22 protein-coding genes and 1 pseudogene are annotated in these 21,463 nt (G+C 50.2%); 19 read left to right on the forward strand and 4 right to left on the reverse strand.

What is annotated here, in order from left to right; translation table 11 throughout:
- Nucleotides 1–36: 36 nt before the first annotated feature.
- The 12 genes from AAC636_RS02650 to AAC636_RS02705 all read left to right on the forward strand — a co-directional run bounded on the left by AAC636_RS02650 (nt 37) and on the right by AAC636_RS02705 (nt 12,028).
- The gene (locus tag AAC636_RS02650) at nt 37–1,278 is read left to right on the forward strand and encodes an ABC transporter substrate-binding protein (RefSeq protein ID WP_445322552.1); all 1,242 of its coding nucleotides are present in this window, start codon (nt 37–39) and stop codon (nt 1,276–1,278) included.
- 63 nt (nt 1,279–1,341) lie between these two features.
- Nucleotides 1,342–2,367 carry a carbohydrate ABC transporter permease gene (locus tag AAC636_RS02655; protein ID WP_340300309.1) on the forward strand — a complete coding sequence of 342 codons (1,026 nt, stop codon included), beginning with the start codon at nt 1,342–1,344 and terminating at the stop codon, nt 2,365–2,367.
- Nucleotides 2,367–3,248: a carbohydrate ABC transporter permease gene (locus tag AAC636_RS02660; protein WP_340255156.1), complete on the forward strand. Its 882-nt coding sequence runs from the start codon at nt 2,367–2,369 to the stop codon at nt 3,246–3,248. Before AAC636_RS02655 ends, AAC636_RS02660 begins: the two co-directional genes overlap by 1 nt.
- 58 nt (nt 3,249–3,306) lie before the next feature.
- The gene (hisD, locus tag AAC636_RS02665; protein WP_340300310.1) at nt 3,307–4,635 is read left to right on the forward strand and encodes a histidinol dehydrogenase; all 1,329 of its coding nucleotides are present in this window, start codon (nt 3,307–3,309) and stop codon (nt 4,633–4,635) included.
- 39 nt (nt 4,636–4,674) lie between these two features.
- A complete protein-coding gene (locus AAC636_RS02670) occupies nt 4,675–5,718 on the forward strand; it encodes an ester cyclase (RefSeq protein ID WP_340300311.1) in 1,044 nt (347 codons plus the stop codon).
- The gene (locus AAC636_RS02675) at nt 5,715–6,479 is read left to right on the forward strand and encodes an SDR family NAD(P)-dependent oxidoreductase (RefSeq protein WP_340300312.1); all 765 of its coding nucleotides are present in this window, start codon (nt 5,715–5,717) and stop codon (nt 6,477–6,479) included. Before AAC636_RS02670 ends, AAC636_RS02675 begins: the two co-directional genes overlap by 4 nt.
- Complete coding sequence (locus AAC636_RS02680; RefSeq protein ID WP_340300313.1) at nt 6,479–7,498, forward strand: LacI family DNA-binding transcriptional regulator; 1,020 nt, start codon at nt 6,479–6,481, stop codon at nt 7,496–7,498. Before AAC636_RS02675 ends, AAC636_RS02680 begins: the two co-directional genes overlap by 1 nt.
- Nucleotides 7,495–8,472 carry a nuclear transport factor 2 family protein gene (locus AAC636_RS02685; protein WP_340300314.1) on the forward strand — a complete coding sequence of 326 codons (978 nt, stop codon included), beginning with the start codon at nt 7,495–7,497 and terminating at the stop codon, nt 8,470–8,472. Before AAC636_RS02680 ends, AAC636_RS02685 begins: the two co-directional genes overlap by 4 nt.
- A gap of 48 nt (nt 8,473–8,520) precedes the next feature.
- A complete protein-coding gene (locus AAC636_RS02690) occupies nt 8,521–9,486 on the forward strand; it encodes a cupin domain-containing protein (protein WP_340300315.1) in 966 nt (321 codons plus the stop codon).
- A gap of 27 nt (nt 9,487–9,513) precedes the next feature.
- Nucleotides 9,514–10,644 carry a cobalamin-independent methionine synthase II family protein gene (locus AAC636_RS02695; RefSeq protein WP_340300316.1) on the forward strand — a complete coding sequence of 377 codons (1,131 nt, stop codon included), beginning with the start codon at nt 9,514–9,516 and terminating at the stop codon, nt 10,642–10,644.
- Nucleotides 10,644–11,336, forward strand: a complete 693-nt coding sequence (locus AAC636_RS02700; protein WP_340300317.1) for an alpha/beta fold hydrolase — start codon at nt 10,644–10,646, stop codon at nt 11,334–11,336. Before AAC636_RS02695 ends, AAC636_RS02700 begins: the two co-directional genes overlap by 1 nt.
- Nucleotides 11,336–12,028, forward strand: coding sequence for an RraA family protein (locus AAC636_RS02705; protein WP_340300318.1), 693 nt, complete (start codon nt 11,336–11,338; stop codon nt 12,026–12,028). The genes AAC636_RS02700 and AAC636_RS02705 overlap by 1 nt, the downstream gene beginning before the upstream one ends.
- 350 nt (nt 12,029–12,378) lie before the next feature.
- Here AAC636_RS02705 and AAC636_RS02710 read toward each other — a convergent pair whose 3' ends face one another.
- Together AAC636_RS02710 and AAC636_RS02715 are read right to left on the reverse strand one after the other, a co-directional pair.
- Nucleotides 12,379–12,633 (reverse strand): DUF3303 domain-containing protein, encoded by a 255-nt coding sequence (locus AAC636_RS02710; protein ID WP_340243521.1) that lies wholly within the window; start codon nt 12,631–12,633, stop codon nt 12,379–12,381.
- Nucleotides 12,634–12,736: 103 nt separating this feature from the next.
- Complete coding sequence (locus tag AAC636_RS02715) at nt 12,737–13,366, reverse strand: DUF6854 domain-containing protein (RefSeq protein WP_340300319.1); 630 nt, start codon at nt 13,364–13,366, stop codon at nt 12,737–12,739.
- Nucleotides 13,367–13,477: 111 nt separating this feature from the next.
- Between AAC636_RS02715 and AAC636_RS02720 the strand changes: the two genes are divergently transcribed.
- The gene (locus AAC636_RS02720) at nt 13,478–13,966 is read left to right on the forward strand and encodes a winged helix-turn-helix transcriptional regulator (RefSeq protein WP_340300320.1); all 489 of its coding nucleotides are present in this window, start codon (nt 13,478–13,480) and stop codon (nt 13,964–13,966) included.
- A gap of 420 nt (nt 13,967–14,386) precedes the next feature.
- Here the strand turns inward: AAC636_RS02720 and AAC636_RS02725 are convergent.
- Both AAC636_RS02725 and AAC636_RS02730 read right to left on the reverse strand, forming a co-directional pair.
- A pseudogene (locus tag AAC636_RS02725) lies at nt 14,387–14,524 on the reverse strand (IS3 family transposase); the annotation flags it as partial.
- 55 nt (nt 14,525–14,579) lie between these two features.
- Nucleotides 14,580–15,659, reverse strand: a complete 1,080-nt coding sequence (locus AAC636_RS02730) for a LacI family DNA-binding transcriptional regulator (protein ID WP_340300322.1) — start codon at nt 15,657–15,659, stop codon at nt 14,580–14,582.
- Nucleotides 15,660–15,833: 174 nt separating this feature from the next.
- On the opposite strand from AAC636_RS02730, the gene AAC636_RS02735 reads away from it, so the two are divergent.
- The 6 genes from AAC636_RS02735 to AAC636_RS02760 all read left to right on the forward strand — a co-directional run bounded on the left by AAC636_RS02735 (nt 15,834) and on the right by AAC636_RS02760 (nt 21,456).
- Nucleotides 15,834–17,156, forward strand: coding sequence for an ABC transporter substrate-binding protein (locus AAC636_RS02735; protein ID WP_340300323.1), 1,323 nt, complete (start codon nt 15,834–15,836; stop codon nt 17,154–17,156).
- A gap of 143 nt (nt 17,157–17,299) precedes the next feature.
- On the forward strand, nt 17,300–18,247 hold the full coding sequence (locus AAC636_RS02740; RefSeq protein WP_340300324.1) for a carbohydrate ABC transporter permease: 948 nt from the start codon (nt 17,300–17,302) through the stop codon (nt 18,245–18,247).
- Nucleotides 18,244–19,182 (forward strand): carbohydrate ABC transporter permease, encoded by a 939-nt coding sequence (locus tag AAC636_RS02745; RefSeq protein WP_340260097.1) that lies wholly within the window; start codon nt 18,244–18,246, stop codon nt 19,180–19,182. Before AAC636_RS02740 ends, AAC636_RS02745 begins: the two co-directional genes overlap by 4 nt.
- The gene (locus AAC636_RS02750; protein ID WP_340300325.1) at nt 19,179–19,367 is read left to right on the forward strand and encodes a hypothetical protein; all 189 of its coding nucleotides are present in this window, start codon (nt 19,179–19,181) and stop codon (nt 19,365–19,367) included. The genes AAC636_RS02745 and AAC636_RS02750 overlap by 4 nt, the downstream gene beginning before the upstream one ends.
- A 3-nt stretch (nt 19,368–19,370) precedes the next feature.
- Nucleotides 19,371–20,468 (forward strand): ABC transporter ATP-binding protein, encoded by a 1,098-nt coding sequence (locus AAC636_RS02755; RefSeq protein WP_340300326.1) that lies wholly within the window; start codon nt 19,371–19,373, stop codon nt 20,466–20,468.
- Nucleotides 20,461–21,456, forward strand: coding sequence for an ABC transporter ATP-binding protein (locus AAC636_RS02760; RefSeq protein ID WP_340300327.1), 996 nt, complete (start codon nt 20,461–20,463; stop codon nt 21,454–21,456). The genes AAC636_RS02755 and AAC636_RS02760 overlap by 8 nt, the downstream gene beginning before the upstream one ends.
- Nucleotides 21,457–21,463 lie beyond the last annotated feature (7 nt).

The following is a 21,463-nucleotide window of genomic DNA, read 5'->3' on the forward strand; positions in this document are numbered from 1 at the left end:
TTGCTCGTTTTCATCATCACCAACGGGAGAAGCAAAATGTATCTCAAGACTCTATCCACTGCCGGGGCGTTGGCTGTACTGATGTCAACCGCGTCTTTTGCAGGCGGTCACGGCTGTTCAATCGAAGCGCGTGTCTCGATTGTTGGGAACGAATTTCCTGCGATCCAGTCTGTTGGCGCAGGTGCACAAGAGTGTTCTGGCGCAGAAGTGACAACAAACCTCACGGCGGACCATCAGCAAATCAATGTTGCCGGCATGTCGGGAAATCCAGCAGAATATACATCTGCGATTATTGCCAATTCTTCAATTGTGGCATTGATGAACGAGGATGTGATCCGTCCTCTAGATGATCTTGTTGCTGAATATGGCGAAGGCTTGGCACCGAACCAGTTGGTAACCATCAACGGTCAGGTGATGGCAATTGCATTTATGGCAAATGCACAACATTTAGTTTACCGCTCTGATGTCTTGGAACAAGTGGGCCTAGATGTACCAGCGACCTACGAAGAGATGCTTGAAGCCGCTGAAGCTATTCGGGCTGCTGGTATCATGGAAAATCCAGTGGGCGGTGCCTATGCGGCAGGTTGGAACCTAGCACAAGAATTTAACAATATGTTCCTTGGTTACGGGGGACAATTCTTCGCAGAAGGTTCCGCTGAGCCAACTGTGAACAGCGAAGCGGGTGTCAAAGCTCTGGAAATGATGAAGGCTTTGTCAGAGTATATGAATCCGGATTTCCTCACGCATGATAGCAACGCAACAAATGCCGAGTATCGTGCAGGAAATGTAGCGCTGATGAATATGTGGGGTAGCCGTGCTGCCACTTTGGTTGAAGCAGACGGTGTACCTCAAGAAGTTGTAGACGGTTTTGCGATTGCCGCGCCAATGACAGTCGGTGGTGGTGACATCCCTGCATCAACTCTTTGGTGGGACGGTTGGACCGTCGCTAAAAATATCTCTGACGCCGAAGCCGAAGCAACTTTCATTGCGATGATGAACGGCATCAGCCCTGCACGAATGGAAAATGAAGATATCCGGACCCTGGCTGTTTGGTTAATCCCGGGTTATGAACCTACCCCTGCAGCAGTCGGTGTGTTCGCTGCAGCAGAGATGGGCACAATTCCTTATCCGATGCTACCATATATGGGTTTGATGCACACGGCCCTTGGCAACGAACTAGCTGATTTCATGCAAGGCAATGAAAGCGCAGAGCAAGCTCTGGCTGACGTTGAAGCCGCTTACACCGCAGCAGCGCGTGAGCAGGGCTATTTGCAATAAATTGGTAAGTTTTCGTGGGGCGATCACCGCCCCACGAAGCATGTTTTCGCTTAGGCCTTTTAGATGAAACATCGCACTTTCTTTTGGTTCTTTTTGCCTACAGGCTTGGCGATGCTGCTCTTTATCGCAGCGCCGATTGTATCCGTCGTTCTGCAGTCAGTGTTTGCGCCGCATGAGCCCGTTTTGATTACTGCTCAGACATGTACGCCGTTCAGTTGCACTGAAGAAACAACAATTGATCAGGAAGCTACGCGCGCCCTGCGCGAGGCCAAACCGTTGGGGCGATTTGTTGGATTGGACATTTATTTCAATCGCGGTCATTTTGCCACCGCAGAAGTAGCACAAGCCTGGCGCGCAAGTATTGGTCTGACTGCGTTTTTCCGCGAGTTAGGTGATTTGCCATTTTATCGCGCAATGGCTTTCACGTTGACCTACACATTCACTGTTACCCCATTGCTGATCATCCTTGGCATGGCGATTGCGTTGGCAGTCAACACCTTGGCGCAGAAGCTGAAGGGCGTTGTTATATTTTTCTCCCTTTTGCCAATGATTGTAACCCCTCTGGTGGGTTCGTTGATCATGTTTTGGATGATCGACAATCGTGGCGTTTTAGGCAATTTTCTGAGCTGGTTGGTCAGTGACCCAGATTTATCTGTGAAAGCCTCCACCGGGCTAATGTGGGTTTCCCTCATCGTATACGGCATTTGGCATTCTGCACCCTTTGCATTTGTGGTGTTTTACGCGGGCCTCCAGACTTTGCCCGAGGACCAAATCGAAGCTGCGCAAATCGATGGCGCTTCTCGATGGCAGCAGGTGCGTTACATTGTTGTTCCACACCTGATGCCATTGGTGACGTTTGTCGCCCTCATTCAATTGATGGATAATTTTAGAGTGTTTGAGCCGATTGTTGGGTTCAACGCCTCAGCTCATGCGACAAGTTTAAGCTGGATTATTTTTAATGATCTCGGAGGCGAAACGCGCCAACTTTCTGCGGCTGCGGCCACGTCTGTCATGACTATTATTGGTGTTGCGATTTTGCTCTCTCCTGTTTTGGTTCGCACCTGGCGCGACTTTAAGGGGAAAATGTAATGGCCTCGAAAACCTTACGCGCACCATTTTCACTACGTTTGCTGACCAACGGGTTTATTGTGTTTTGGCTCATACTAGCCGCATTTCCGTTTGTTTGGACTCTATGGGGCTCATTTAAAGTTGAGCTTGATTTCTTTTCTATTGCTGATTGGACGAATGCGCTCACCGGTTACAATACCGAGCGGACATATGGATCACCGTTTACTGGCGTGGGTTATCATGGTGCTTGGGTGCAAGAAGAATTTTGGCGTGCCGTAATAAACACAGGCATTGTCTGCTTCTTTGTCGTTTGCACATCTCTCACGATCGGTACTTTAGGCGGATATGCACTTTCACGCTCAGCTTTCCGCTATACGTTTTGGCTTTTGATTATCGCATTGATCTTTCGCGCAATGCCGCCAATCACGCTTGTTTCTGGCTATCTGCTGCCATTTTTTGAGTGGAATGTCTGGGGTATTCTGCCAACCACCATCATTGTTTTGGTCGCTATAAACCAACCGTTTACGTTGTGGATGCTCCATTCATTTTTTCAAAATATCCCCAAAGAATTGGACGAAAGTGCTAAAGTCGATGGTTGCACGCAGTTTCAAGCGTTCCGTTGGGTGATTGTGCCGGTTATGTGGCCGGGAGTAATCACAACTGGGCTTTTCAGCTTTCTACTTGCGTACAATGACTTTGCAGTAACCTCGATGTTGCTGAGTGAAAGCAATCGAACAATGGTTCCAGAAATTGCCGCATTTTTGGGGACCACTTACACTGAGGGCAATGTAATGTTCGCGGTTGCAGCCGTGGTGTCCGCGACTGCTCCGTTGTTCATTCTCGTGATGTTTTTCCAGCGTCAGATTGTGTCTGGTTTGACTGCTGGGGCGGTTAAAGGGTGACCACAATATTGATCTTGCAACAAGAAAGCAGCCGCAGAAGCGAACAGGGGAAAAGAAGATGACGATTGAATATCTCAAATCAGGCAAGCCCGCCACTGAACGTGCAGATGATGATGCAAAGACGCGCGCCGCTGTCGAAGCGATCCTCGCTGATATTGAGGCGCGCGGTGATGCAGCTGTCAGGGAACTGTCTGAAAAGTTTGATGGGTATTCCCCGCAAAGTTACTGTTTGTCCTTGGCCGAGATCGAGAGCTTAATCGCAGAGCTGTCTCCACGGGAACTAGCGGACATTAAATTTGCACAGGACCAGGTTGTTAAATTTGCCGAGGCTCAGCGGGCCTCAATGCAAGATATCGAAGTTGAAACTCTTCCGGGCGTGATACTTGGACACAAGAATATTCCTGTCCAGTCAGTTGGTTGCTATGTGCCAGGTGGCAAATTCCCAATGGTGGCTTCAGCGCACATGTCGGTCGCAACTGCAAAAGTAGCGGGTGTGCCACGGATTGTCGCTTGCACCCCACCATGGCAAGGAAAACCCAACCCCGCCGTTATTGCCGCAATGCATCTTGGGGGTGCCCATGAAATCTATGTTCTGGGGGGCATCCAGGCGGTCGGTGCAATGGCACTCGGAACCGAGACAATTGAGCCTGTCCACATGTTGGTTGGCCCTGGTAATGCATATGTGGCAGAGGCGAAACGTCAGCTCTACGGCCGCGTTGGCATTGATCTTTTCGCAGGTCCCACAGAGACCATGGTAATTGCTGATGACACTGTCGATGGCGAACTTTGCGCTACAGATTTGTTGGGTCAGGCCGAACATGGATACAACTCGCCTGCTGTTCTTCTGACAAACTCACGTAAACTTGCAGAAGACACATTGTCAGAAATTGATCGCCTCCTCTCTATCCTTCCCACCGCGGATACAGCCCAAACGAGTTGGGAGGATTACGGTGAGGTCATCCTGTGCGACACCTACGAGGAAATGCTGACCGTAGCCGATGACATTGCCTCCGAACATGTGCAGGTCATGACGGACAGAGATGAATGGTTCCTAGAAAACATGACGTGCTACGGCGCCCTGTTCCTCGGCGCCCGCACGAATGTTGCAAATGGCGATAAAGTGATTGGCACCAATCACACATTGCCCACGAAGAAAGCGGGTCGTTATACAGGTGGCCTTTGGGTTGGAAAGTTCCTCAAAACGCATAGTTATCAGAGGGTTTTGACGGATGAAGCCGCCACGATGATAGGTGAATATGGCTCGCGTCTCTGCATGTTGGAGGGTTTTGTAGGCCATGCGGAGCAATGTAATGTGCGTGTGCGCCGTTATGGTGGCATAAACGTCCCTTATGGCGAAGGTGCGCCTCATCGTGAGGCTGCTGAGTGATACCGACCCGACATAAAGCTCGTTATGAGATGCAAGACTATGTCTGAGCGTGCGAGTCAGATAAAAGAGGCGTTTGTTTCCTTTATTGCCGCGCAGCAGGATTGCTCGCGTGATGGGCTTCGAGCCGCATTGGTGGATTTTGCCCCTACAGCACGATTTCTGATGTGCCATCCATTTGGTGAGATCTATGGCGGCACCAAATTTTTTGATCAGGCTTATGCTCCATTATTGGAGGCTTTGCCTGATCTTGAGCGGCGCGACATGATTGTAATGGCGGGCACCACGCCCGAAGGCCAAGACTGGCTTGGCACAATGGGTAATTATTCGGGCACTTTTTCAGCCCCTTTTTTGGACATTCCGCCAACAGGCCACATAGCCCACATGCGATATCATGAGTTTTATCGCTTTAGTGGTGATGAAATCATTGAAGTTCAGGCGATCTGGGACATTCCAGAGTTGATGATGCAAGCGCGGGCTTGGCCGATGTCACCACAATTGGGGTCACTCATCACAACACCTGCTCCGATGTCAGGCGATGGAGTGACAATTTCTGGGGACGGGCAGGCGGCATTAGATCACGTGATTGCAATGCTCACAGATCTTTGTCGCTACCCCAGTAATCCAGACCCCACAATAATGCGGCTGCATGACTATTGGCACCCAAAAATGAATTGGTATGGCCCGGCAGGCATTGGCACTGCGCGTGGCATTGCAGGTTTCAGAAACTGGCACCAAGGGCCGTTTTTGCGCGGAATGCCTGATCGTAAGCTCGATGCTTTAGGTGATTTAATGTCTCATTGGATCTCTGAAGGCGAATATGTCTGTGAAACAGGCTGGCCCAACATGCGGTTGAGCGTAACCGGTGATGGATGGATGGGTATTGCTCCTACAGGTCAAGAAATTCTTCTGCGAAGTCTGGACTTTTGGCGTTTAGAGGAGGGATTGATCCGCGAAAACTGGGTACTGGTTGATTTGTTAGACGCCTATCAACAGCTTGGCGTCGATGTTCTCGCAAGAATGCGCGAATTCAACAAGACGAGAGTTTTGCAGAGGTTACCACAATTAGATTGGAGGCATGCATGATCTTACCTCAGACACCTTCGTTTCGGTTGGATGGTAAGCGTGCGCTGGTGACTGGAGCGTCATCCGGTATTGGTTTGGCAGCCGCGGTTGCTCTGGCTGAGGCGGGAGCAGAGGTGACCGTTGCAGCAAGAAGTGGTGACAAACTGCAAGTACTTGTTGAACAAATGGCGACGAAAGGCTGGGCTGCCAAAGCGATGGTGATGGATGTGGCAGATATCGAACGCACTGGGCGTGATATTGCATCCTCTGGTCCTTTTGAAATCTTAGTCAACTCTGCGGGCCTCGCGCGACATGGGCCTGCGTTGGAAACTACGGCGGCTGATTTCGACGCAGTGAGCTCATTGAATATCAAAGGCGCCTATTTTCTGACCCGCGCTGTGGCGCAAGGCTTGATTGACGCCGGCAAACCAGGTTCACTTATGAACATTTCTAGCCAGATGGCGCATGTGGGTGGTGTGGATCGTGCGGCTTATTGTGCGACGAAACATGCAGTCGAAGGCTTTACGAAAGCAATGGCGATCGAATGGGGCCCAAAGCAAATTCGAGTTAATACAATTTGTCCGACATTTATTCTCACCCCACTTACGCAAAGCACATTTGACAACCCAGAACGTGCAGCTTGGATCAAAGAGAAGATAAAATTAGGCCGCCCGGGGGAAGTCGAGGATGTGATGGGAGCGGTTGTGTTTCTCGCATCTGAAGCAGCTGCTTTGATTACCGGAAGCTCGTTGATGGTAGATGGAGGTTGGACGGCTGACTGATGGTGGATAAAGTCACATCCCTTCAAGTTGCCGCGCGAGCTGGTGTGTCCCAAAGTGCGGTATCACGGGTGTTCACACCTGGAGCCTCCGTTTCTGAGAAAACGGCAGCTAAAGTCCGCAAGGCAGCGTCTGATTTGGGATATCGCCCAAACATTCTAGCACGTGCGATGATCACGGGGCGCTCGCGGATCATTGGCCTAGTGGTCGCTTATCTCGAAAATCAGTTTTATCCAGAAGCCTTGGAAAAACTCTCGAATGCCCTTCAGGCAAAAGGGTATCACGTTCTTATTTTTATGGCATCCAACAGTGCGGATAATATCAACAGCGTCATGGATGAGCTGCTTGATTACCAAGTTGATGGGATCATTCTGGCCTCAGTTGCAATGTCTTCAGACTTGACGGCGCGTTGCGAGGCCATCGGTGTGCCGGTGGTTTTGTTCAACCGTTTGCAGGACGATGAGATGTTATCGGGGGTCGCCTCTGACAATGCTGCAGGTGGTCGAAAGCTTGCAGAGTTCTTGGTTGCTGGGGGGCACAAGAAGATTGCGCATATTGCTGGATGGGATGGTGCGTCTACGCAGCGAGATCGTGAAGCAGGCTTTATGCAAGGATTGGCAGAGGCAAATATGACCCTGCATTCACGAGCTGCGGGTAACTTCCATGCCGACCAAGCTCAAGCGGCTGCGCGCTCTTTGTTTGACAAAGAAGACCGCCCGGATGCCGTATTCGTTGCCAATGATCATATGGCCTTCGCTGTGATGGACGTGCTTCGCTATGAATTGGGGCTTCGTATCCCTGATGATGTGTCTGTAGTGGGTTATGACGACGTTATGATTTCCGCTTGGCCCAGCTATAACCTGACGACTGTACGCCAACCTGCCAACCGAATGGTGGAAGAGACAGTTAAGATGATGCTGTCGCGTATAGAGCTTCCAACTACACCCGCGCGTAAAGTGGCCATTGATGGCCCGCTTGTTGTGCGGGGTTCTGCCCGCCTTCCTCCAGGAGATGAAAAATGAAGGGCTTTGATCCAAAGTTTGCAGATTTCCCCGACTATATCTTGGGAATAACCAAAGAAATTTGGGAAGACCGAGGTATTGCTACCCTTCACGAATACTACGCGGAGGATATCGTTGTGCGTAGTCCTGCGTCGGTCGTGGTGGGCAATCAGGGTGTGATTGGGGCCACGATGGCCACTTTGGCAGAATTTCCAGATCGTCAATTGCTTGGCGAAGATGTCATTTGGTGTGGTGCACCAGAAACGGGAATGCTTTCTTCGCATCGCATTCTGTCGACTGCCACGCATCTTGGTAGTGGCATCTACGGCAAGGCATCTGGCACCAAGCTCACCTACCGCATCATTGCAGACTGTCATGCTATCAATAATAAAATTAATGATGAGTGGCTGATCCGCGATCAGGGCGCAATTGTTCGTCAAATGGGATGGGACCCTAGAGACTACGCCCGTGATCAAATTTCTCACGAAGGCGGTGTGGTAAAGGCTGCGTTGCCTTTTATGCCTAAAATAGATGTCACGGGCCCGTATAAAGGCCGGGGTAATGACAATGAATGGGGCGAGCGCTATGCAGATGTGCTTAATAAAATTATGTTCGCTGACATGGCGGTCATTCCACGAGAGTATGACCGGGCTGTTCAAACAGAGTATCCAGGTGGCGTAACAGGTCATTCCTATCCTGCCGTGGATGAGTTTTGGATGGGTCTTCGCGCTGCTTTTCCAAACGCTAAGTTCGCGATTGAGCATCAAATCGGCCGCGATGATCCATTGATGTCACCGCGTGCTGCCATTCGTTGGAGCCTACACGGAAAACATGACGGTTGGGGTGCATTCGGCGCACCAACTGGGACTGATGTCTATGTGATGGGGGTCAGTCATGCGGAATTTGGGCCGCGCGGCATTCGCCGTGAATATACGCTGTTCGATGAGACCGCGATTTGGAAACAGATTTTGATTGGAGCAGGTGCGGCTGAATAGCGTTGCAACTGGCATCTATAGTTAACGACCATGTGAAGGAAAGTTTCTATGACACCGCAAGAAATCGAAAATCGGATTGTCCGTTACGGCGATCTCAAGCCCTGTAAAACCGCATTTATTGATGCGCATACGCCAGGCAGTGATCAAAAGGAAAACTTCACAATCATTGGGGGCGGTGTCTCTGAAAGCCCTGACCAACATGTCCATATTAGCCTTCCTCACGGATTTAATATTGGGGCGGCAGGGCAACCTCCGAAATGTCGCAATTCTTTACATGACCATCGCACTGCGGAAGCGTTTTTTGTGCTGTCTGGTCGCTGGCGGTTTTTTTGGGGCCGTTATGGCACGGCAGGCGAAGTAACTTTGGAGGAGGGGGATATTTTCAACATCCCAACAGGTATTTTTCGTGGATTTGAGAATATTGGTACTGATTATGGCATGATCATGGCTATCCTTGGGGGGGATGACGCTGGGGGCGGTGTCATGTGGGCACCACAGGTCATTGAAGATGCGGCTGCTCATGGGTTGATTTTAGCTGAAACTGGTAAGCTATATGACACCAAAAAAGGTGAGCAACTCCCCGAAGGTGTCAAACCTATGCCACTCATGAGTGCGGAGGAGCTTGCTAAACGCCCCGAACCCACAACGGCCGAAGTGCTGCCAAACCATGTGGCGCGATACTGGGATATGGTTGCCTACGCAGATCGCAAGCCGTGCAAAGTGATTGGGCAGACAGGTTTGTTAAAAGACAAACCTGGTTTTGAAGTAGATTTTGTGACACGTGCATCGGCGACCGCCGACAAACATACGCATGATCGTCCATCAGTTTTGATGCCGGTCAAAGGGCATTGGCGGGTGGATTGGGATGGTGGAAGCAGCGTTTTGGCACCTGGCGATACAATGTCGGTTCCCGAAAACCTTGCCCATAGTGCTGTGCCTTCCATGACGGGTGAAGCAGCCCTGTATCACATTGTAGCGACTGACGATCCCGCGGGGCTTACTTGGAAAGCTTGAAGTCTGATGACTGTGAAAGGATAGCAAATGGCACGTATTCTCACCACTCATGTTGGCAGTCTGCCACGCACTCAAGAAGTAGTTGATTTCATTTTCGCACGTGAACGAGAAGAAGCTTACGATGCGGAGGCTTTCGATGCCGCTATGAAAAAAGCGGTAGCTGAGACGGTTGCTAAGCAAAAAGCCGCGAGTGTTGATATTGTATCAGATGGCGAAACCTCAAAGATTTCTTATGCCACCTATGTGAAGGATCGTTACACGGGCTTCTCAGGTGATAGCCCTCGAAACGCTCCTGCTGATCTTAAGATGTTTCCTAGTTTCCTTGAGAGATTGGCCAACGAAGGTGGCACGCCAAAATACGCGCGCCCTATGTGTACCGGGGAAGTGCGTTCAAAAGGGCAGGGTGAGCTGGAAAAGGATATCGCCAATTTAAAAGCAGCAATGGCTGAGGCTGGAGTAGAGCGTGGTTTCATGAACGCAGCAAGCCCGGGGGTAATCTCGCTTTTTTTGCAAAATTCGTTTTACAAAAGCCGTGAAGCTTATTTGTCGGCTTTGGCAGATGCAATGAAAGCGGAATACGAGACAATTGTGGCTTCGGGTCTTGATCTGCAGCTTGATTGTCCCGATTTGGCCTTAAGCCGTCACATGTTGTTCAACGACCTCTCAGATGAGGAGTTTATAAAGATTGCCCATATGCACGTTGAAGCGTTGAACCATGCGCTTGCAGATATCCCGCAAGAGAAAGTGCGTGTTCATATTTGTTGGGGGAATTATGAAGGCCCGCATTGCTGTGACATACCAATGTCAAAGATGTTCGACACATTAATGAGCACCAAAGCGGGTTACGTTCTGTTTGAAACTTCGAACCCACGTCACGGCCATGAATGGGCTGTGTTCAAAGAGCGCAAAGCAGACATCCCTGATGATAAGATACTAGTGCCAGGTGTCGTTGATACGACCACGAATTTTGTAGAGCATCCTGAACTTGTCGCGCAACGGATCCAGAGATTTGTCGATATCGTAGGTCACGATCGAGTAATTGCGGGAAGTGATTGTGGTTTCGGCACGTTTGCGGGGTTTGGCGCGATTGATCCAGCAATTGCCTATGCCAAACTTGCCTCTCTTGCGGAAGGCGCGGCGCGCGTTGGAGGCACTTAGTGACGCCCCTTTTATTTCTGCCAGGCATGATGTGTGATGCGCGGCTGTTTGCACCCCAAATTGCATCTCTTTCCGCGTATCTGCCTGTCATGGTCAGTCCGTTGATTGGGGCGGATACAATAGAAAAGTTAGCCTCAAACGTCTTGCACGCTGCACCAGCACGGTTTGCATTAGCAGGGCTCTCTATGGGTGGCATTGTCGCAATGGAGGTCGTTCGCCAAGCGCCAGAAAGGGTTACGCATCTAGCGCTGCTCGATACCAACCCATTTGCAGAGATCGAGAGCGTCAAATTGCGTCGGACGCCACAAATGCAAAAGGCGCGTGCTGGTCACCTCGAGGCGGTCATGCGAGACGAGATGAAGCCGAATTACCTATACGATGCACCAGAAAAATCTGGGTTGATGGATCTTTGCATGGATATGGCATTGGCCTTAGGGCCTGATGTCTTTTGCGATCAATCTATCGCACTGCGTGACCGTATCGACCAGTCGTGGACATTAAGTCATTATAAAGGTCGGTCGCTTGTATTGTGCGGTCGACATGATGTGCTTTGTCCTGTGGAACGCCATCAGGCTATGCATGATATGTTGTCAAACAGTACGTTTTCGATAATCGAGCAGGCTGGGCATTTACCAAGTTTAGAAAAACCTGAGGAAACAACAGCCGCTTTGCGACGCTGGTTGGAGGTATAATGGATCAAGATCTTCTTACTCTTTTGCGCTCTGTCGACACCCCAACTGTATGCAACGCGATAGAAGTGGCGCAGGGGAGACGGGGCTTCAACGCATTTACCCGTGGCACAATGAGCGTAAGTGATCCTAAAGGCGTAATTGTTGGTTATGCGGTGACCGCTCAAATTGCGGCATTAGAGCCGCCAAAAGAAAGCCCCGAGATTATTCGTGCACGGCGCATGGCCTATTACAAAGTGATGTCAGAAGCCCCAAAGCCATCGATCGCGGTAGTGGAAGATTTAGACTATCCTCAATCGATCGGAGCGTACTGGGGAGAAGTTAACACGACTATTCACAAGGGCTTTGGTGTGTCGGGTGCCTTGACGAATGGCGTGATGAGAGACTTGGGCGATTTGGCGCCTGATTTCCCCGTGATAGCGGGTAGCATCGGACCCAGCCATGGTTTCGTCCATGTCCGCAGTGTGAATGCGCCTGTATGCGTAATGGGCTTATCAGTGTCCCCTGGTGATCTGGTGCATGCTGATCGCCACGGTGCAGTGGTTATTCCAACCGATGTGATCAATTTACTCAGCGCTGCCATCAAAAAAATGCAGGAGACGGAACAATTAATATTAGGCCCAGCACGCGGTGAAAATTTTGACTTTGCTGCTTTTGAAGAAGCATGGGCAGCATTTGAAAAATCGCGCGTTTGAATGCGTCAAAGGTCTCGTGGGTGAATTTGAGTTCGGCACAGGCTTAATCCCGCCCCCGTAACCACTTTTGTCAAACCAATAAAACAAGGTTCATCCGTAACAGGGTGGGCCTATTTTTTGTCTGATAGAGCGGCATTGAACAAAGCTGCCAACTGACCGTGCAGTACGACTTTCCATCCCTTAGAGGTGTGGCCCAGATCAACTTGGCTATTTTAAAACGCTGTCGCGAGTTGGTGACTTGCGGTTTTAATAAAATCTCATGGCAGAGCCCTTTTGCGGTCAACGGTTAAAACTTTGATCGCTATCTTCAGCTGAAGGTTAATTCGACGGTGTTAACGCGTTCTGCTTCCTTATCTTTGGATAACCGGTGTAATCTCGAAATGGCCCATCTCAAGAATTGGATCAAATGCCGCATCAAGCTGTTCGAAAGTCTCGGCCTCAAGGATCATGTAGTTGGTATGTTCCAGACGATTTGAATAGTGACCGTGGACTTTGATCCCATGATCTTTCACGTTTGCTAGCGTATCTCGAAACAGTGGAAATTTTTCGGGGTGATGGGCCTGACACGTGGAGTAGTCGTGCGTTAGTTTTACAACAAATAGCATTGCGCGCTCCTTTATGCGTTGATTTTGATAAGAGAAATGTGTTTACGGAAGCATTTTTTCCATTGCTTCCTCGCCACCCTTTGTTGGTCTATCTGATCGGCGCCTAAAGAATGCCAGCTATCTTCGTGATTGAACGCATGTCGACGTCGACGCCGCTGATTAACTGCGCATAATCCGTGTTGCCCGCTAGTGCATCATAGGTTCGCTCAATGGCAGACATGTCAGGATATGTTACGCCAAGCATATATGTCCCGAGATCAGATCCAGTGAGGACCTGGCCCATGCGCATAGTTTGAGCCCCTGATGCTTTGAAAACTGATGCTGTCTTATTCAGCAATCCAAGCATATCGGCCTCGCCCAAAGCTCCGAGACGGGCGCGGGTCAGCATCAAGTACTTGGGCATAGGCTCTAGCTTTGGTTCAAACTCAATCGGCTTGCCCCGGAACAAGTTTCGTGAAAACGGAGCCACCGCGTGGTTGTTAATCATTCGTGAGTATGCAGATGATTTTGGGATCATGTTCATAACCCCTTCAAACCCAGTGAGGTCATCAAAGAACTGGACGAACACTAACGCTCCGGGATGACGGCCTGAAATTACGCTGCCGTATGTGACACGCACTGCGCCATTTTCTCGGCACTCTTGAGCGAAGTGCGCCATTTCTTCTATCGCGCCCTGCCTGCTAACAGTGGGGCAACTAGCAGCTGTGATGGCAATAAATTTGGGTATCGACATGATGGATCCTCCAGGTCTTGAAATGCGTTATCGCGGCACGGCACAATTTCAAATTGACCACAGACCGCCCAGCAATCTAGTCTTTAGGTTAAAGTGGTTTGGAGGCTCGTAATGTTGGACATGAATATCGTTGAAAAAGAAATGTGTCCGATAGGGCTCGCCGGTCACCTACTCGTTGATAAATGGGTTCCCATCATACTCAGGGATATTGCTCTGTTTGATCGACGTGGCTTCAACGAAATATTAAAAAAAAATCGCGAAGGAATTTCGTCTGCATCTCTCGCAGCTCGACTTCAATACATGGTGCAGTTGGAGTTGCTGCATGTGGAAAAATCAAAGGAGCATGCGCAGAAGAAACTTTACTATCTGTCTGAAGCAGGGATCGCTTTTGTACCTATTCTATTCCACCTTGCCAGCTGGACATCCGAATTTCGTGATCCTGCGCCTGAGGTTGTAGAGCTAACCCACCCATTTCACAGTGGTCGAAAAGATTTACAGGAGAAATTGATCCAGAAATTGCGCAAAATTCATATTCACAAGAGTGTTGATCCTGATCCTATGTGGTGGTTAGCAGATGAGTTGGAAAAATTAGAGATTTAAGTTTTGTCAAAAATGTCGCTCTCAGTAAACGTCTTGGAATTGTGTATGGTTGACGTTTGATCTTACCCACATAATCACTCTCGTGGTTTTAGCCCCGGCGATGATTAGTCTTTGGCTTTTTTGTAAAAACTGGATCAATTGATAGTGGCACTCATTCAGAGTGCGGTGTGAGGCCGTTTTGCGAGCTGCGTCCAGTGAGTAATCGTGACATCCTGAACTATCTCTTCAACCTAACAGAGATTAGCAAAAATTATGGATCAGTTTTAGGGGGCAAGGACATGAACGCTTCAAATTTCTTATTTATAAATTTGAGTTCGGCATAGGTTTAATCCTGCCCCCGTAAACACTTTTTTACTGGCTTGATTTGGTGAAAATCACTGACGTTTTGAGCGGCCTCATTTGATCGGTCCAAGTTTAAAGTTAGTGCATATCTGGCCTCCGATCCATTTGTAAGATGGTTTGGGGACCTGGCGGGCGATAGCCCAATGCACTGAGTGGTCTCTTTGTGTTGCAGCGCTGCCCCCATTTTTCAATGATGATTTGGGCTTCTCGTACAGCGGACTTTCTGTTTGAATTGCCAAAACCGAACGAGGGCATTTCTGCCGCGTCATTTCTATAAGTTGGTACGCATTAGGATTTCGACGCGAATGCGATCTTGCTGAGTGTGTGTAATGCTTTTGTCGGAAATTGCTTTGAGTTTTCTAGTAGCACTTCGTACGAGGTGCCCGGTATTCTGAGCGATAACACAGTCCAATCGCCCGTCATTTAACGCAGCCACAGTGAAAGGCGTGCGTTCATGCGCAATTCGAACGACCTCAGGTGCTAACGGCAAACCTTCCAGTGTCGTAAGCGGCACCCGTGCCTCGGACGAAATGACATAGATGCCGACAATTTTGGGGTTGTTGCTGACAATGTTGGTTATGATCTTATCGGCACGCTCTTTGTCACCATAAGTCTCCAGTGATGGAAGTGCCGTCAAGTTTGGAAAGCACGCACAGAGCTCTGCATCAAAACCCAAACGGCGTTCAAGGCTGTCTCGGGATTGCATGCTTTCAGCAATTACGAGAATGGAACCGGATTTATTTGCACAAAATCGACCTAGAAGAACCGCGGCTGTTGCGCCTGCAGCCTTGTTGTCGATGCCAATCCAATCCGTGTCCATTGTTGTTTGGTTTGCGATAAAGGGGAGGGCCGCAACCCCGCGTTCCTTCAGGCGAAAAATGGCATCCCGTACCTGTGGATATTCGGGGGCCATTATGGCGACCCCTGTCACTATGTCCGGGTCCAGTGAGCCAAGAAACGAAGCGATGCTATGCGGATCATTCTCGTCGATCTGATGGACGTCACACCAGATTTGTTCCTGGGCAAACGCTTCTTCGCCATCGCGGATGTGCTGGATGATCTCTTGGAGGAACTCATCACCCGATCTGGGTAGGGCGAAGACGAATCGATAGCGCTTTGACTTGGCCAGGTTTGCGGCCTGAATGTTTCGTGTGAAGCCTAGTTCTTTTATAGCAGCATTCACCTTTTCGACGGTATTTTTCTTAACGCCATCGCGGCCATTCAGGACACGATCTACGGTTGCACGGCTAACACCGGCTGCTTTAGCTAGGTCTTTTGTCGTTGGCCGAAGCATAAGGCGATCATCATAACTGTCTGAAGATGTGGAAAGTTTATCAGACGTTTGCAGCATCTAAAACCTTCATCCTTTGTTCTGTTTCCTAAGTGTTATGAGATATGTCTTATCATAAATTGAGGCACGTGCATCAAAAATATCTTGCAATGAGGCACGTGTCTCAAATAATAAGATTACACAACGAGTCTGGCGAGGAGGCCGGACTTAAAGCACCAGGGAGGACATATCCTTATGAAAAATACGCTTCTAACATCTGTGGCGGCGGGCGCGGTTTTGGCGTCTGGCCTGTCGACAGCCGCGGTGGCTGAAGATTTGACACTTTGCTGGGCCGCATGGGATCCTGCAAATGCGCTGATTGAGCTGTCCAAGGATTTCGAAGAGCAATCTGGCCATAACATGAGCTTTGAGTTCGTGCCATGGACAAGCTTTGCTGACCGCATGTTGAACGAATTAAACTCTGGCGGTAAACTTTGCGATCTGATGATAGGCGACAGTCAGTGGATAGGCGGCGGCGCTGAAAACGGCCACTACATCAAACTGAATGACTTTTTTGATGCAAACGGCATCGACATGAGCGATTTTATCCCAGCGACAGTGACCGGGTATGCAGAATGGCCCAAGAACACGCCAAACTACTATGCGCTCCCGGCTTTTGGCGACGTTGTAGGGTGGACCTACCGCAAGGATTGGTTTGAACGTCCCGAGCTGCAGGCTGAATTCATGGACACATACGGCTATGAGTTGGGTGTGCCAGCGTCTCTTGAACAGCTAACGGACATCGCGCAATTCTTCCAGGGCCGCGACATTGACGGCACCACTGTCTACGGTGCCGCGATCTATACTGAACGTGGGTCGGAAGGCATCACTATGGGTGTGACCAACTGGCTTTATAATTACGGCTTCCAGTACGAAAACCCCGATCAGCCTTATGACTTGGCTGGTTTTGTAAACTCAGCCGAGGCCGCAGCCGGTCTTGAGGCTTACAAAGAGCTTTATGATACTGGTACCCCTCCGGGATCGTCCAACTGGTATATGGGCGAAAACATCGACGCCTATCGTTCTGGTCAGGTCGCCATGCAGATGAACTTTGCCTTCATCTGGCCTGGTGTCGAAGCAGATGAGAACGTTGGTGGTGGAAACTCCGGCTATTTCCCCAACCCTGCTGGCCCTGCAGGTCAATTTGCTCAGCTTGGCGGACAAGGCATCTCAGTAGTTGCTTATTCCGAGAAACAAGAGGCGGCGCTGGAATATATCCAATGGTTTGCACAGCCTGAAGTGCAGGCCCGTTGGTGGGAACTGGGTGGTTATTCTGCACTAAGTGCAGTGGTGGAAGACCCGAGCTTTGCCACGAGCCAGCCTTACGCGCAGACTTTTCTTGATAGCATGGCGATCGTCAAAGACTTCTGGGCCGAGCCTGCTTATGCTGACCTATTGATCCCGATGCAGGAGCGTATCCACAATTACGTGGTGGCGGGTGAAGGTACGGCTCAAGAGGCGCTTGACGGTTTGGTTCAGGACTGGACTGAAGTCTTCGAAGATGAAGGCAAGCTCTGAGCAATCCTCCCTGTCAGGTCTCCCCACGCTGTAAGCACGGGGTCTGACTTCCCCAGCCGAACAAAAAATTTGGCTGGGGAATATCCTTAAATATTTGCATGATGCAAAATACCCCACGCAAATTTGCATCACAGGAAGACCAAATGACGACTTCTCCACTAGACCATGTGGCGGCAACGACACCCGATCGCATAGCATGCAAGATTAAAGGTTTATCGGATCGTGCAATCGCGTGGATTTTTGTTGCGCCGACAATCTTTTTGCTTCTTGCCGTGAACATCTTCCCGCTGATCTGGACGATCCGGCTGAGCTTTACCGACTATCGGGTGAACCGACCGAATAACGATGTCGAATGGGTTGGTCTACGAAATTATGAACGAATTTTGAATGATTCGGATATCTGGATTACAATGCAGGCAACGGCACATTTCTTGATTTGGACGATTGTCTTACAAGTCCTCATTGGTTTTGCACTGGCATATCTCATTAACAAAAAATTCAAGGGCAATGACCTTTGGACGACGATCATCGTCTTTCCTATGATGTTGTCACCTGCTGTTGTTGGAAACTTCTGGACGTTCCTTTACCAGCCTCAAATTGGCCTGTTTAATTACGTGGTAGCCTTTTTTACGGGCGCTGATCCGGCAAGTTTCTCGATGATTGGTGACGTGCATCTCGCGCCTTGGGCAATTATCATCGCAGATACTTGGATGTGGACTCCGTTTGTAATGCTGATCTGTCTGGCAGGCCTCAGGTCTATTCCTGACAGCATTTATGAAGCTGCCGAATGCGACCGCGCCAGCAAATGGCGACAATTTTGGACAATAACCGTTCCTATGGCTCTGCCTTTTTTGATGCTGGCAGTTTTGTTCAGAGGGATTGAAAACTTCAAGATGTTTGATCTGGTCGTTCAACTCACCGGCGGCGGTCCGGGTAACACGACCACGCTGACCTCCATCGACCTCAAACGCGAAGCCTTTGAGAAATGGCGCACCGGCTATTCCTCGGCTTATGCCGTAATCCTCTTTGTCACCGTCTTCGGCCTCGCGTCAGTATACGTCAAGGCGCTCAACAGGGTGAAAGAAAGATGAGCTTTTCTGTCACTGAACCGACCAAAGGGACCAAGTGGTTCGCTGGTATTCTGGTTGTTACCTATGCGGTCTGCTCAATTATCCCACTGCTTTGGATCATTGCGACGGGTTTCAAATCACCGCCCGACTCGATCGCATATCCGCCTGTTGTCATATTTGAGCCGACGCTTGAAGGCTATGTGAACCTGTTTACTGATCGCACCCGTGCAACCGATGACATGTTGGAGGCCGCAGGACAGCCACAGACGTGGTATGAACAAATCGTGAGAGAACGCGGCACGGTCATTTCGGGCCCGTCACGCTATGGCGAGCGGTTTCTTAACTCTGTGATCATTGGCTTCGGATCAACGGCGCTGTGCATGATCCTTGGAACCGCTGCCGCTTACGCCTTCAGCCGCTTTCGGATCCCTTTGAAGAATGATCTACTGTTCTTCATACTGTCCACGAGGATGATGCCGCCAATCGCGGTCGCTATCCCAATCTTCCTGATGTTCCGCAATCTGGGCCTGAATGACACACACCTCGGCATGATCCTGCTTTACACGGCCGTGAATCTGTCTTTGTCGGTTTGGCTTTTGAAAGGTTTCATTGACGAAATCCCAATAGAATATGAAGAGGCGGCGCTGATCGACGGCTATACGAGGTTCCAAGCCTTCTACAAAGTGGTTTTGCCACAGGCAGCCACGGGCATCGCCTCCACCGCAATTTTCTGTTTGATCTTTGCCTGGAATGAATACGCCTTTGCGGTCCTGCTGACCTCTGGCGAAGCACAAACAGCACCACCATTTATCCCAAATATCATTGGTGTGAACGGTAAGGACTGGCCTGCTGTGGCCGCTGGTGCCACGATTTTTCTAGTCCCAGTAATGGTGTTCACCGTACTTCTTCGTAAACATCTGCTGCGCGGCATTACCTTCGGAGCGGTACGCAAATGACCAGTTTTATCAATGGCCTACTACGGCTTCGCCGTGGCCCGTGGGAAATGGTGGCCTCAATCCTTATTGCTCTGGGGGTCATTATGCTGATGCAGCCAATTGCCATCGGACTCTACACCTACTCCTTTATTGTCACCCTAGTCGGGACAGTGATGTTCATTATCGTCAGCCACTTCCCGGAGTAACTCATGGCCCAGATTCGAATTGAAAACGTGCGCAAGGATTTCGGGGCTTTCACGGCCGTTCAGTCTTCCACCTTCACGATCGAAGACGGCGAATTTTTCATGCTGCTCGGCCCGTCAGGCTGTGGCAAGACAACAACTCTGCGTATGATGGCGGGGTTGGAGTTACCCACATCGGGCGAGATTTTCATCGATGGTGAAGAGGTGGGCCAAAAGCCCGCCAGCCAACGCGATATTGCCTTTGTGTTCCAAATGTTTGCGCTGTATCCGCACATGAATGTCGGTAAGAACATCAGCTATCCCCTGCTGAGCCAGGGAATGCCAAAAGCACAGGTAAAAAAGAAAGTCGGAGAGATAGCCGAGATTCTTGGCATCACCGATATCCTGAACAAACCTGTGGGCGGGCTGTCAGGCGGTGACCGTCAGCGTGTGGCCCTTGGTCGTGCGATTGTCCGGGACCCCAAAGCTTTCTTGATGGATGAACCGTTGGGCGCGCTGGATGCCGAATTCCGTGAACGCATGTCCGAAGAACTCCGAGCACTGCATAACCGCATGAGTGCAACCACTGTTTATGTGACCCATGACCAGTTAGAGGCAATGCAAATGGGTGATAAGATTGTGGTTATGAATCACGGTGTCGTTGAGCAATTCGGCGTACCGCAAGACATTTATGACTGGCCTGCGACCAAGTTTGTGGCGCAGTTCATTGGCTCCCCTGCTATGAACTTTCTCGACTTTAATGGTGTGGTAGGAACCGGTTCAACCGAGGTTCGGATGAATGACGTTTCGATAACTGTGCCAGAGATCCGGGAAGGGATGAGCGGCGCGATTACATTTGGTATCCGGCCCGAGCATGTGCGGCTTGATGACGGCGCGCCTTTCCGAGGACGTGTGATTGCCACCGAGTATCTTGGCACGACCCAGATAGTGACGCTGGAGACCGCCAATGGTGCGGTGAAGGCACGCTTGTCATCAGCTGATCGCATCAATGTTGGTGATCAAACAGGCCTTTATTTCGATGCACGCACTATCACCCTCTTTAACGCGGAAAACGGCAAGGCGCTCAAAAGCGTTTCAAATATGGAGGTTTTGTCAAATGGCTGATGTAACTTTAAACGTTGTGTCAAAGTCCTTTGGCGAAGAGACCGCTTTGGACTCTGTCACGATGACAGTGCCAGATGGATCTTTTGTGGTGCTGCTTGGCCCGACGGGTGCAGGGAAGACTACAACCCTACGGATGGTGTCAGGTCTCGACAAGCCGGACGCCGGAACTGTCATGATTGGAGGCCGTGACATGACGGGTCTTGCGCCTGCGCAACGTGATGTTGCGATGGTGTTCCAGCAGTATTCTCTTTATCCGCATTTGACAGTTCGCCAGAACCTTGAGTTCCCATTGAAATCTCCGATCTTGAAAACGCCACAGTGGGTCATCGACCAAAAAGTTGGTGAGGTGGCAGAAGTTCTGCAGATCAGCCACAAACTGGACAACAAGGCAACTGCCTTGTCGGGGGGCGAGATGCAACGTGTTTCGATCGGGCGGGCGCTTGTTCGCAACCCATCCGTCTATTTGATGGACGAACCGCTGAGCTCGCTTGATGCCAAGCTGCGATCTGATCTGCGCATCGAATTGAAGAGCATTCAGGCAAATACGGGCGCTACTTTTCTTTACGTCACCCATGACCAAATCGAAGCGATGACCATGGCGACCCACGTAGGTGTGCTGGATCATGGCAGGTTGGTGCAATTCGGTACCCCGCGCGAGGTTTATGAAAACCCAGTAAGCATTTACGCAGCCAGCCGCTTGGGCCAGCCTCGCATAAACATACTTCCTGCAGATGTGTTTGGGCGTGCACCCCTTGGTGCGGTCTTAATCGGCTTGCGACCCGAACATATCTTGCAGGGCGAGGGTGAGGATAGCATCGTAACACGGGTTGAGCATCTGGGTGATCAGACCCGCCTTCACATTGTACTCAAGAACCACGAGCTGATCACGGTGACCGACGCTCATACAACGTTGAATCAAGGCGATGTGGTCAAAATAAAACCTAAAAATCCGTACTACTTTGACGCCGATGGCGCGCGCGTGGCCTAAAGGAGGA

Source organism: Roseobacter sp. HKCCD5988, assembly GCF_037830355.1.
GTDB lineage: Bacteria > Pseudomonadota > Alphaproteobacteria > Rhodobacterales > Rhodobacteraceae > M30B80.

What these genes read in the sequence shown, in the direction of transcription:
- AAC636_RS02650 (WP_445322552.1), top strand. Translation starts at nt 37, where the DNA reads ATGTATCTCAAGACTCTATCCACTGCCGGGGCGTTGGCTGTACTGATG.
- AAC636_RS02655 (WP_340300309.1), top strand. Translation starts at nt 1,342, where the DNA reads ATGAAACATCGCACTTTCTTTTGGTTCTTTTTGCCTACAGGCTTGGCG.
- AAC636_RS02660 (WP_340255156.1), top strand. Translation starts at nt 2,367, where the DNA reads ATGGCCTCGAAAACCTTACGCGCACCATTTTCACTACGTTTGCTGACC.
- hisD (WP_340300310.1), top strand. Translation starts at nt 3,307, where the DNA reads ATGACGATTGAATATCTCAAATCAGGCAAGCCCGCCACTGAACGTGCA.
- AAC636_RS02670 (WP_340300311.1), top strand. Translation starts at nt 4,675, where the DNA reads ATGTCTGAGCGTGCGAGTCAGATAAAAGAGGCGTTTGTTTCCTTTATT.
- AAC636_RS02675 (WP_340300312.1), top strand. Translation starts at nt 5,715, where the DNA reads ATGATCTTACCTCAGACACCTTCGTTTCGGTTGGATGGTAAGCGTGCG.
- AAC636_RS02680 (WP_340300313.1), top strand. Translation starts at nt 6,479, where the DNA reads ATGGTGGATAAAGTCACATCCCTTCAAGTTGCCGCGCGAGCTGGTGTG.
- AAC636_RS02685 (WP_340300314.1), top strand. Translation starts at nt 7,495, where the DNA reads ATGAAGGGCTTTGATCCAAAGTTTGCAGATTTCCCCGACTATATCTTG.
- AAC636_RS02690 (WP_340300315.1), top strand. Translation starts at nt 8,521, where the DNA reads ATGACACCGCAAGAAATCGAAAATCGGATTGTCCGTTACGGCGATCTC.
- AAC636_RS02695 (WP_340300316.1), top strand. Translation starts at nt 9,514, where the DNA reads ATGGCACGTATTCTCACCACTCATGTTGGCAGTCTGCCACGCACTCAA.
- AAC636_RS02705 (WP_340300318.1), top strand. Translation starts at nt 11,336, where the DNA reads ATGGATCAAGATCTTCTTACTCTTTTGCGCTCTGTCGACACCCCAACT.
- AAC636_RS02710 (WP_340243521.1), bottom strand. Translation starts at nt 12,633, where the DNA reads ATGCTATTTGTTGTAAAACTAACGCACGACTACTCCACGTGTCAGGCC.
- AAC636_RS02715 (WP_340300319.1), bottom strand. Translation starts at nt 13,366, where the DNA reads ATGTCGATACCCAAATTTATTGCCATCACAGCTGCTAGTTGCCCCACT.
- AAC636_RS02720 (WP_340300320.1), top strand. Translation starts at nt 13,478, where the DNA reads ATGTTGGACATGAATATCGTTGAAAAAGAAATGTGTCCGATAGGGCTC.
- AAC636_RS02730 (WP_340300322.1), bottom strand. Translation starts at nt 15,659, where the DNA reads ATGCTGCAAACGTCTGATAAACTTTCCACATCTTCAGACAGTTATGAT.
- AAC636_RS02735 (WP_340300323.1), top strand. Translation starts at nt 15,834, where the DNA reads ATGAAAAATACGCTTCTAACATCTGTGGCGGCGGGCGCGGTTTTGGCG.
- AAC636_RS02740 (WP_340300324.1), top strand. Translation starts at nt 17,300, where the DNA reads ATGACGACTTCTCCACTAGACCATGTGGCGGCAACGACACCCGATCGC.
- AAC636_RS02745 (WP_340260097.1), top strand. Translation starts at nt 18,244, where the DNA reads ATGAGCTTTTCTGTCACTGAACCGACCAAAGGGACCAAGTGGTTCGCT.
- AAC636_RS02750 (WP_340300325.1), top strand. Translation starts at nt 19,179, where the DNA reads ATGACCAGTTTTATCAATGGCCTACTACGGCTTCGCCGTGGCCCGTGG.
- AAC636_RS02755 (WP_340300326.1), top strand. Translation starts at nt 19,371, where the DNA reads ATGGCCCAGATTCGAATTGAAAACGTGCGCAAGGATTTCGGGGCTTTC.
- AAC636_RS02760 (WP_340300327.1), top strand. Translation starts at nt 20,461, where the DNA reads ATGGCTGATGTAACTTTAAACGTTGTGTCAAAGTCCTTTGGCGAAGAG.